The sequence below is a fragment of the Salipiger sp. genome, assembly GCF_059781815.1.
In genome coordinates this window covers 1-9818 of sequence record NZ_JBYNAH010000174.1, presented here as the reverse complement: position 1 = coordinate 9818, position 9818 = coordinate 1, and the positions used below count along the sequence as shown (strand labels likewise).

General features: G+C 68.3%; 10 protein-coding genes. 4 read left to right on the top strand and 6 right to left on the bottom strand.

What is annotated here, in order from left to right:
• The first annotated feature begins 186 nt into the window (after window positions 1–186).
• From AC6RA4_RS17980 to AC6RA4_RS17965, 4 genes are all read left to right on the top strand, one after another.
• Window positions 187–2043 carry an ABC transporter permease gene (locus AC6RA4_RS17980; RefSeq protein ID WP_500162715.1) on the top strand — a complete coding sequence of 619 codons (1857 nt, stop codon included), beginning with the start codon at window positions 187–189 and terminating at the stop codon, window positions 2041–2043.
• Window positions 2043–2813 (top strand): ABC transporter ATP-binding protein, encoded by a 771-nt coding sequence (locus tag AC6RA4_RS17975; RefSeq protein WP_500162713.1) that lies wholly within the window; start codon window positions 2043–2045, stop codon window positions 2811–2813. Before AC6RA4_RS17980 ends, AC6RA4_RS17975 begins: the two co-directional genes overlap by 1 nt.
• Window positions 2806–3507, top strand: a complete 702-nt coding sequence (locus tag AC6RA4_RS17970; RefSeq protein WP_500162711.1) for an ABC transporter ATP-binding protein — start codon at window positions 2806–2808, stop codon at window positions 3505–3507. The genes AC6RA4_RS17975 and AC6RA4_RS17970 overlap by 8 nt, the downstream gene beginning before the upstream one ends.
• A gap of 86 nt (window positions 3508–3593) precedes the next feature.
• Window positions 3594–4046: a MarR family winged helix-turn-helix transcriptional regulator gene (locus AC6RA4_RS17965; RefSeq protein WP_500162710.1), complete on the top strand. Its 453-nt coding sequence runs from the start codon at window positions 3594–3596 to the stop codon at window positions 4044–4046.
• 75 nt (window positions 4047–4121) lie between these two features.
• Here AC6RA4_RS17965 and AC6RA4_RS17960 read toward each other — a convergent pair whose 3' ends face one another.
• The 6 genes from AC6RA4_RS17960 to AC6RA4_RS17935 all read right to left on the bottom strand — a co-directional run.
• The gene (locus AC6RA4_RS17960) at window positions 4122–4889 is read right to left on the bottom strand and encodes a DeoR/GlpR family DNA-binding transcription regulator (RefSeq protein WP_500162709.1); all 768 of its coding nucleotides are present in this window, start codon (window positions 4887–4889) and stop codon (window positions 4122–4124) included.
• A gap of 171 nt (window positions 4890–5060) precedes the next feature.
• Window positions 5061–6374: an ABC transporter permease family protein gene (locus tag AC6RA4_RS17955; protein ID WP_500162707.1), complete on the bottom strand. Its 1314-nt coding sequence runs from the start codon at window positions 6372–6374 to the stop codon at window positions 5061–5063.
• Window positions 6371–7054 (bottom strand): ABC transporter ATP-binding protein, encoded by a 684-nt coding sequence (locus tag AC6RA4_RS17950; protein ID WP_500162706.1) that lies wholly within the window; start codon window positions 7052–7054, stop codon window positions 6371–6373. The genes AC6RA4_RS17955 and AC6RA4_RS17950 overlap by 4 nt, the downstream gene beginning before the upstream one ends.
• Before the next feature lie 4 nt (window positions 7055–7058).
• Window positions 7059–7484 (bottom strand): hypothetical protein, encoded by a 426-nt coding sequence (locus AC6RA4_RS17945; protein WP_500162704.1) that lies wholly within the window; start codon window positions 7482–7484, stop codon window positions 7059–7061.
• A gap of 110 nt (window positions 7485–7594) precedes the next feature.
• Window positions 7595–9094, bottom strand: coding sequence for an alkaline phosphatase (locus tag AC6RA4_RS17940; protein ID WP_500162702.1), 1500 nt, complete (start codon window positions 9092–9094; stop codon window positions 7595–7597).
• A 145-nt stretch (window positions 9095–9239) separates the two neighbouring features.
• Window positions 9240–9818: metal ABC transporter permease (locus tag AC6RA4_RS17935; RefSeq protein WP_500162700.1), on the bottom strand; the 579-nt coding region annotated here is incomplete at its 5' end.

Below are 9818 nucleotides of genomic sequence, written 5' to 3'. Positions count from 1 at the left end.
CCGACGTTCTCTGTTTTTCTATCCCCCCCCCCCCCCCCGCGCGCCGCCCCCCCCCCCCGCCCCCCCCCCCCCCCCCCCCCCCCCCCCCCCCTGCCTCATCCGCACCCGACCGCGGGGCAGCGCGCGGCCTCCATGCGCCCGCGCCCCAACTGCCCGCACGCCTGACAGGAAAGCACCACCCGGACCATGGCCTTCTTCCTCGCCCAGTTCCTGACGGGTCTCGCCAATGCGGCGGCCCTGTTCCTCGTCGCCTCCGGGCTGTCGCTGATCTTCGGCGTCACCCGGATCGTCAACTTCGCGCATGGCTCGCTCTACATGCTCGGCGCCTTCATCGGCATCTACCTGATGGAGATCCTGCCCGGCGCGGTGGGCTTCTGGGGCGCCATCCTGCTCACCGGCATCGCCGTCGGGCTGATCGGCGCCATTGTCGAGATGGTGGTGCTGCGCCCGATCTACAGGGCGCCGGAGCTGTTCCAGCTCGTCGCCACCTTCGGCGTCATCCTCGTCATCCAGGACCTGGCGCTGATGATCTGGGGCGCCGAGGACCGGCTCGGGCCGCGCGCCCCGGGCCTGCGCGGCGTCTGGCGGATCTTCGGCGAGCCGGTGCCGAAATACGACATCATCCTGATCGCCATCACCCCCTTCATCCTCTTCGCGCTCTGGTATCTCATCACCAAGACCCGGCTCGGCGTGCTGGTCCGCGCCGCCACGCAGGACCGCGAAATGGTCGGTGCGCTCGGCGTCAACCAGGCCTGGCTCTTCACCGGCGTCTTCGCGCTCGGCTCGGCGCTGGCCGGCTGGGGCGGCGCGCTGCAGCTGCCCAAGGGCGGCGCCGACCTGCTGATGGATTTCAACATCATCGGCGCGGTCTTCGTGGTGGTGGTGATCGGCGGCATGGGCTCGCTGCCCGGCGCCTTCATCGCCTCGGTGCTGATCTCGGTCCTGAACGTCTTTGGCGTCACCTACCTGCCGCAATCGACGCTGGTGCTGATGTTCGTGGTCATGGCCGTGGTGCTGATCATCCGCCCCTACGGCCTTCTGGGCCGCGAAGAAGTCGCCGGCGAGCACGGACAGGTCGGCGCGCCGGAGACGCCGATCCGCCCCTATGGCCCCGTGGGTCAGGCGCTGGTCGCGGCGCTGCTGCTCGGCCTCGCGCTGCTGCCGCTCTTCGTCGACCAGTTCATGCTGATCCTGACCATCGACATGGTGATCTTCGCGCTCTTCGCCGCCTCGCTGCATTTCATCCTCGGCTCTGGCGGGCTGGTGAGCTTCGGCCACGCCGCCTTCTTCGGCGGCGGCGCCTATGCCGCGGCGCTTCTCGTGTTCCACACCGACACGCCGATGGAGCTGGCCTTCCTCTTCGCGCCGCTCGCGGCGGGCCTCCTGGCGCTCGGCATCGGCTGGTTCTGCATCCGCCTCACCGGGGTCTATTTCGCCATGCTGACACTGGCCTTCAGCCAGCTGGTCTGGAGCCTCGCCTTCCAGTGGCGCGCGGTCACCCGCGGCGATGACGGCCTCGTCAACATCTGGCCCTCCGAGTGGCTCTCGGGCACCGAGACCTATTACTACTTCGCCCTGATCCTCGGCGTCGGCGGCATCCTGTTCCTGCGCCACGTCATCCATTCCCCCTTCGGCTACGCCCTGCGCGCCGGGCGCGACAGCGCGCGGCAGGCCGAGGCCACCGGCATCGACGTCAAGCGCGTGCAGTTCGTGGCCTTCGCCCTCGCCGGTGCCATGGCCGGTCTGGCGGGCGGCATCTTCGTCTTCGCCAAGGGCTCGGTCTTCCCCACCGAGCTCGAGATCGCCAAGAGCTTCGACGCGCTGATCGTGGTCTTCCTCGGCGGCGTGAAGACGCTCGCCGGCGGCGTCGTCGGCGCGGGCTTCATGACCGTGGTCGAGGACTGGCTGACCCGGCTTGAGTACTGGCGCCTGCTGCTGGGTCTGGTGATCATCGCCGTGGTGATCGTGATGCCGGAAGGCATCGTCGGCACCCTGCGCACCCTCTGGCGCCGCATCCGCCACACCGATGAGGAGACGGTCTGATGTCCGAGATCCTGCGAGTCGAGAACCTCAAGAAGAGCTATGACGGCTTTCTCGCGGTCAACGGCGTGTCCTTCAGCGTCGCCAAGGGCGAGCTGAAGGCGCTGATCGGCCCCAACGGCGCCGGCAAGTCGACCTGCTTCAACATGCTGATGGGGCAGCTCAAACCGACCGAGGGCAACGTCTTCTTCGAGGGCGAGAAGATCACCGGCCACAAGCCGCGCGACATCTGGCGCCGCGGCGTCGGGCGGACCTTCCAGATCACCGGCACCTACCAGTCGATGACCGTGATCGAGAACGTGCAGATGGCGCTGATGAGCCACCACCGCAAGATCTTCTCGATCGGGCCGCGGGCGTGGAAGCTCTACCGCGAGGAGGCCTTCGAGTTCCTCGAGACGGTGTCGATGCAGGATCAGGCCGACCGGCCCTGCTCGATCCTCGCCTATGGCGATCTCAAGCGGCTCGAGCTCGCCATCGCGCTCTGCCACCGCCCGCGCCTTCTCTTGATGGACGAGCCCACCGCCGGCATGGCCCCCACCGCCCGCGTCGAGCTAATGCAGCTGGTGGCCGATATCGTCCGCGATCAGGGCGTTTCGGTGCTGTTCACCGAGCACGACATGGACGTGGTCTTTGCCCATTCCCACCACATCATGGTGCTAAACCGCGGCGAGCTGATCGCCGATGGCGACGCCACCGCGGTGCGCAACAACCCGCAGGTCCAGGAGGTCTATCTGGGCGGCGGGACGCTCTTCAAGGAGGAGTCCCATGCTTAGCGTCGAGCGCATCCACAGCTACTACGGCAAGGCCCATATCCTCAACGACCTGAGCTTCGAGGTCCGGCGCGGCGAAGTGGTGGCGCTGCTGGGCCGCAACGGCGCCGGCAAGTCCACCACGATGAAATCGGTGATGCAGCTGGTGCGCCCGAAGCAGGGACAGGTGGTGTTCCAGGGCGAGAACCTCGTCGGCGCTCCCGCCTTCCGGGTCGCCAAGGACGGCATCGGCTACGTGCCCGAGGACCGGCGCATCTTCACCGATCTGACAGTGCTCGAGAACCTCGAGGTCGGGCGCCAGCCCAAGCGCCACGACGCGCCGCACTGGACCGTCGAACAGCTCTTCGAGATCTTCCCCAACCTCTCCGAGCGCCGGGCCAACCGGGGCAAGCACATGTCGGGCGGCGAGCAGCAGATGCTGACCATCGCGCGCACGCTGATGGGCAACCCCTCGCTGCTCTTGCTCGATGAGCCCTCCGAGGGCATCGCCCCGGTGATCGTCGAGCAGATGGCGGCGACGATCCTGAAGCTCAAGGCCGAGGGGCTGACGGTGATGATCTCGGAGCAGAACCTGCATTTTGCCCGTGCCGTGGCCGACCGGGCCATCATCATCGAGGGCGGAGAGAAGAAGTTCGACGGCAGTTTCAAGGAGTTGGAGGCGCATCCCGAGATCCGCGACGCCTATCTTTCCGTCTGAGGCACAAGCGCTTATACTGCACTGCAGCATTTGCAGAGGGGTGCCCTTTCCGTAAGGATCAGGCGCCCGAGAGGAGACCCGCCGCCGTGGAAGACACGCCCAAAGCCCGCACCAGCGCCGAACATGGCTATGTGCTTGACGAACAGATCGGATTCCTGCTCCGCAAGGCCTATCAGAGGAACTCCAATATTTTCGCCGAGAGCGTACCGGGCAAGCTGACGCCGACGCAGTTCTCGGTGATGCACCGGCTGGCCGAGGACGGACCGACCTCGCAGAACCTGCTTGGGCGCTCGGTGGCGATGGACGGCGCGACGACCAAGGGCGTGGTCGACCGGCTGATCGCGCGCGGTCTGCTGAAGACCGAGCCCGACCCGGGCGACCGCCGCCGCCATCTCGTCTCGCTGACTGCCGAGGGCGTGGCGCTGATCGACGAGGCGGTCGATGCCGCTATCGCGGTGAGCGCCGAGACGCTGGCCCCCCTGCGCGAGCGCGAGAAGGAGACGCTGCTGCGCCTGCTGAAGAAGCTCGGCGGGGAGTAACGGGCAAACCGGCTCGGCGGCACTCGTCGCTCGGCACGCGCCGACCCGCCGGGGCTTGGCCCCCGAAGGCGTCGCTCAGACCTTCGCCAGCTTGACCTCGACCTCGCCCGCCACCAGCGCCCGGCGCAGCGGCCCTTGCGGGCGCGCATCGGTCACCAGAACGTCGATCTCGCCCCAGTCGGCATAGCGCGCGGTGGCCATGCGGTCGAACTTGGAGTGATCGGCAATCACCATGTGGCGCGCGCTCTGGCGCAGCATGGTGGCATAGATGTCGGCTGCGTCAATCAGCGCGTCCGACGGCCCCAGAGGGGACATGGCGCTGGCCCCGGTCACCGACCAGTCGGCGCTGTAATCGGACAGGAACCGGACCGCCTGCGCGCCGTGCATCGCCCCCTCGCCCGCATGGTAGACCCCCGGCGCCATCACCACCTGAATCGTCGGGTTGAGGCTCAGCGCCGAGGCCACGCTGACGCTGTGGGCGATCACCGTGATGCCGTGCATTTCGATGGCGATGAACTTGGCAAGCTGGGTCGTCGTCGCCCCCGAGCCCAGCATGATCACCCGCGCCCCGGAGAGGTAGGACAGCGCGGCCTGCGCGATGGCAGCGCGCTCCTCGACCAGCTCGAGATGGCGCTCCGACAGCGCCGGCTCCGCCGGCTGGCGCAGCATCGCACCGCCATAGGTGCGCGCGATCATGCCCTGCGCCGCAAGCTCCTGGAGATCGCGGCGGATGGTTTCGGTCGTGACATCGAGCGTTTCGGCCAACCGCCCCACCCGCATCGTCGGCGAGATCGCCAACTGATCGAGGATCGCCCTCTGGCGCGTATCCTTCTTGCGAGACATGCGGTTCTTGCCTTCAGCGGCACCGCACCGCGCGGCGCCGAGTGTTTCCACAATCCAAGCAGAGCGGCGCGGGTCATTCAACCCTGACCGGCGCGGCACCGGGTCGCGCCCGGCGCGCCGGAGCGATCACGTGAGAGGCCAGACGCGGCTGGATGGGAGCCCCGAGCAGGCTCAGGCGCGCAGCCCGTCCACCACCTGCTGGCGCAGGACGACGGCGGCGGGCAACAGCGAAAGCAGCAGCGTCACTGACACGAAGCCTGCAAGGAAGTGGATCTCGCTCCAGCCGATGGGCGCGGTCACGAGGATGTCGGTGCGGGCGGTGACGACGCGCGACAGCACAGACGCCGCCGCTACGCCGGTCAGCAGCCCCAGCCCCGCCCCCGCGACGAGCAGCGCTGCGCCGAACGACCAGACCACCGCGAAGACGAAGCGCGCCGGCGCGCCAAGCGCCCGAAGAAGCGCGATCTGGCGGCGGAACAGGCGCGACAGGATGAAGAGGCCCAAGAGCACCGAGGCGGCAACCAGAACCTGCGTCACCAGCGCCATCAGCGACATCACCTGTCGGATGTCGCCCAGCACCGCGTAGAGCCCCGCCAGCACCGCGCCGGGGAAGAAGGCCATGGTCTCGCGGTCGCGGGTGAACTCCGAGCGCAGCGCGTAATTCGCCCAGAGCGCCTCGGCGCGGACCACGACCGCGGGGCTGCCGGGGAAGTAGTCGGGATCGAAGGGCGGGCCGATCTGCCCGGCGCGGTCCGGGGCGTGGCCGTTGGCCAGCCCGTGCACCTCCCAGACCGCCTCGACCGGCAGCAGGATGGCGCGGTCCCAGGGCGTGCCGGTGGGCGCCATGCGGCCCACCACGGTCAGATGCGCGTCGCCATGCGCGTCGCCCTCGGCCGCATCGCCATGGCCATGCGCGGGGGTAAAGCTCTCGCCCACCGCCAGCGGCACCAGCGCGCCCGCCAGCGCCTCGTCCGAGGCCTGCCAGATGCGGCCCTCGATGCGCTCGTCGGCAAGGTAGCGCGCGAACTCGGCGGTGGTGCCGATCACCGGCGCGTCGCCAAAGCTGTCTCCGAAGGCCAGCGGCGCGGCCACCGAGACCGACTCGTGGCTGGCGATCTCGTCATAGGTGGCGCCGTCGAGCAGCGGCATGTCGGAGGGCTGCAGGAACACCGCCGCCAGCATCACCGTCAGCTCGCTGCCGGGGGCCGAGATCACCAGGTCGAACTTGTCGGCGGCCTGCGCGGTGCCGCGCCGCAGCCCGCGCTCCTGCGCCAGAAGCCCGATGCCCATGCCGACCGAGATCGCGATCAGCAGCACGAACATCACCGAGGCGCCGCGGAATCGCCAGAGGATGGCGCGGGTCAGCGGCCACGGCGCGAAGCCGCGCAGCACCAGCGCCCCGACAAGCAGCGCCGGAAGCAACAAGCAGAGGGTCAGCAGGAGATCCTGCGCCAGTGCCGGAAGGCTGTGCCAGAGATCGCTCATGCCGCGCGCGCCTCGTCGCCCACCAGAGCGCCGTCGGTGATGGTCAGCACCCGGTCCATGCGGTCGGTCAGGTGGCGGTCATGGCTCACCGCGATCAGCGTGGTGCCGCTGGCGCGGGCAAGTTGCACGAGGTCGTCGATCAGCCGGTCGGCGCTGGCGCGGTCGAGGCTGGCGGTCGGCTCGTCGGCCAGCAGCACCGGCGCCTCGGCGGCCATGGCGCGGGCGATGGCGACGCGCTGGCGCTCGCCGCCGGAAAAGCTCGAGACCTGGCGGCCGGCGTGATCGCCCAGGCCCAGCGCGCTCAGGCGTTCGCTGGCGCGCCGCCGCATCGCAGCGCGCTCACGGCGCGGGCGGAACAGCGCGGTGAGCGCCGCGTTGGCGCTGGCGTCGAGCTCTTCGAAGAGCAGGAAATCCTGAAAGATCATGCCGATCGTGTCGGCCCGGAACCGGGTGCGGCGCTCGGCCCCGAGGCCCAGCAGCTCGGTCTCGCCCCAGCGGATGCTGCCGGTCGCTTCCAGCAGCCCGGCCAGCGCGTAGAGCAGCGTCGACTTGCCGGCGCCCGAGGGGCCGCGCACGCCCACCAGCGATCCGGCGGGCAGCTCGAGCTTCGGCAGCGACAGCAGCACGCGGCCCTTGCCGCCCGGAACCACGAGGTCCGAGATGGTCAGAGACAGGCCCACAGGATCAGCCGTAGGTCGCGTCGCTCAGACGGAGCATGCTGAGAAAGCCGGTCTCGGGATCGCGGTAGCTGCCCAGTTCGAGCACACCCGAGACGGTGATCTTCTTGTTGAACGGGATCACATCGACGATGCGCTTGGTATAGACGGCAAGGATGTCGTTCGGCCACTCGGCCTCGGTCTCGCAGAACGGGCAGACCGCCATCGGGATCTTGGTCAGCACGAAGAACGTGCTCTCGGCCTTGAGCGGCGGCGCCATGAAGCCCTCGACGGTGATCCGCTGCCCCGCGCTGCTTTGCGCCAGCTCGGAGAGATCGTTGCCCTTGCGCTGGTAGAGTTCGCGCAGCTTCAGCGGGGTGTCGTCGGCAAGGGCCGGACGGGCCAGCAGCGGCACCGAGAGCGCGGCGGTGAGGAAGTGGCGGCGGGTGGGCATCTCGTGTCCTCCGGAAGAGGGAACCTGCACGGCAAGTGTCGCGGCAGGTGGAACAGGAAACAAGGGGCCCCGGCGTCGCGAGGCCCCTTGTCGCAGTCAGGTCAATGCGCTCACTGAGCGGTGACGGCGTGGTGCATGACGTGGAAGATCACGTTCTGCTCGATGGTGCCGTCGAACAGGTGCGCCCAGGGGCCCTTGGCATAGACGGCGACGTCTTCACCCGAGTGGGTTTCTGAGGATTTGGGGATCAGCGCCTGCTGCACGTAGTCGAGATCGGTGGCCTCTTCCTGGGTCACGTCGGGGCGCGCGCCTTCGTAGCCGTTCTCGCCCTCGACGAGGACCGAGCCGGTGCCGTTGAGGTAGCCGATCACGGTGTAGGGCTTGCCGTCGTCGGCCAGCAGCAGCTCGTCGCTGTGCTTTTCGCCCTCCTTGGCCACGTCGTAGCAAAGGCCGAGGATCGGGGTGCCGCGGCCGCAATAGCCGTTGAACGCGATGGCGTGCTCGTGGTCGGCGGTGACGATGATCAGGGTGTCTTCGTCATTGGTCAGCTCGTCGGCCATGGCCACGGCCTCGGTGAAGGCGACACCGTCCACGAGGGTGCGGTGGGCATTGCCGTCGTGGTTGGCGTGGTCGACGCGGCCGGCCTCGATCTCGAGGTAGTAGCCGTTCTCGTTCTGGCTCAGGTACTCGATGGCCGCCTTGGTCATGTCGGCGAGCGACGGCTCGTCGTCATCGGCGCGGTCGGCCTCGTATTCCATGTGGCTGTCGTTGAACAGCGCCAGCACCGGGGTGGTGCCGTCGAGGGTGAGCGCGTTGAAGGTCTCGGTGTTCCAGGCGTACTGCGCGCCCATGCCGGTGGCCTTCTCGATCAGGTTCACGCCATCGGGACGGCGGCCCTTGCCGCCCTCGTCGAGGGTCACGTCCTCACCGGCAAAGAAGCGGCGGCCGCCACCCATGGCAAGGTCGATCACGCCGGCTTCCATCTGGTCGATGAGCTGGGCCGCGATGTCCTTCTGGGAGGTGCAGCCCTCGGGCACTTCGCCTTCCCAGTTGCGGTTGGCGGTCTTCGAGTAAACGGCGGCCGGGGTGGCGTGGGTGAGGCGAGCGGTCGAGACGACGCCGACCGATTTCTCCATGCCCGCGACGATCTCGGCGAAGGTGGTCAGCTCGTTGCCCGCCACGGTGTCGCAATCGCCGTGGATCGCGTTTTCGCCGAGGTTGATCAGGTTGAAACGCTGCTTCACGCCGGTGTTCATCGCGCCTGCGGTCGGGGCGGAGTCCGGGGTCTGGGCGTTGATGTTGTAGGTCTTGACCAGCGCCGAGTGGAACGCGGGGGTCTCGTAGGGCAGCACGTGCTCTTCGCCGAGCTTGCCTTCCTGCTGACCGGCGAAGATGCGGGTCGCATAGTTGGTGCCGACACCGTTTCCGTCGGCGACCAGAACGATCACGTTCTTGGCGGTGTTGGTGTTGTCCTGGCGGTCGATGATCGCCTGGATGGCGTCCTGGCCGGCGGTGAACCATGCGCTGCTGGCCTGCGGCAGGTCGGCGGTCTGGGCCGATGCGGCGGTCGCGGCGCTCAGGGCGATGGCGGAAATCAGGGTGCGGTTCATGGGCGAGCGGGCTCCTGTCATGTATCGGCCGGCAACTCTGCCGGGGCGTCCTTGGCTCGCGCCTCGATTGCCCCGGCAATGTAACAGACACGTTACAGTAATTTGACAGTTTTGTCCGCGACCGCCCGATGCGAATGCGCCGCGTTCAACCTGCGGTCTGTGCGGCCTTGCGGGTGAGCGCCAGCCGCCGCAGGAAGGCGAGCACGAAGACCCCGGTGAGGATCAGGATGATCGTCGGCGCCGGGGCGCTGTCGAGGAAGAAGCTGGCATAGGTGCCGGCGAGCATCGACAACAGGCAGGCCAGCGTCGCGGCGATCATCATCCCACCGAAGCGCCGGCAGGTCAGAAAGCCGATGGCCCCCGGCGCGATCAGCAGCCCCACCGCGAGGATCAGCCCGGTTGCGGTTAGCGTCGCCACGATGGTCAGCGACAGCGCGGTGAGCAGCCCGTAATGCAGCCATCCCACCCGCAGCCCCGAGGCGCGCGCTTGCGCCGGGTCGAAGGCGTGCAGCAGCAAGGCCTTCCAGAACAGCGCCAGCCCCAGCGTCACCAGCAGGGAAATGCTGCCGGCGGTCCAGAGATCACCCGGGCCCACGCCCAGCATGTTGCCAAAGAGGATGTGATCGAGATGCACGTTGGTGTGCACCTGCGTATAGAGCACGATGCCGAGCCCGAACATGCCCGAGAACACCACGCCCATCACCGTGTCCTGTTTGACCCGGCT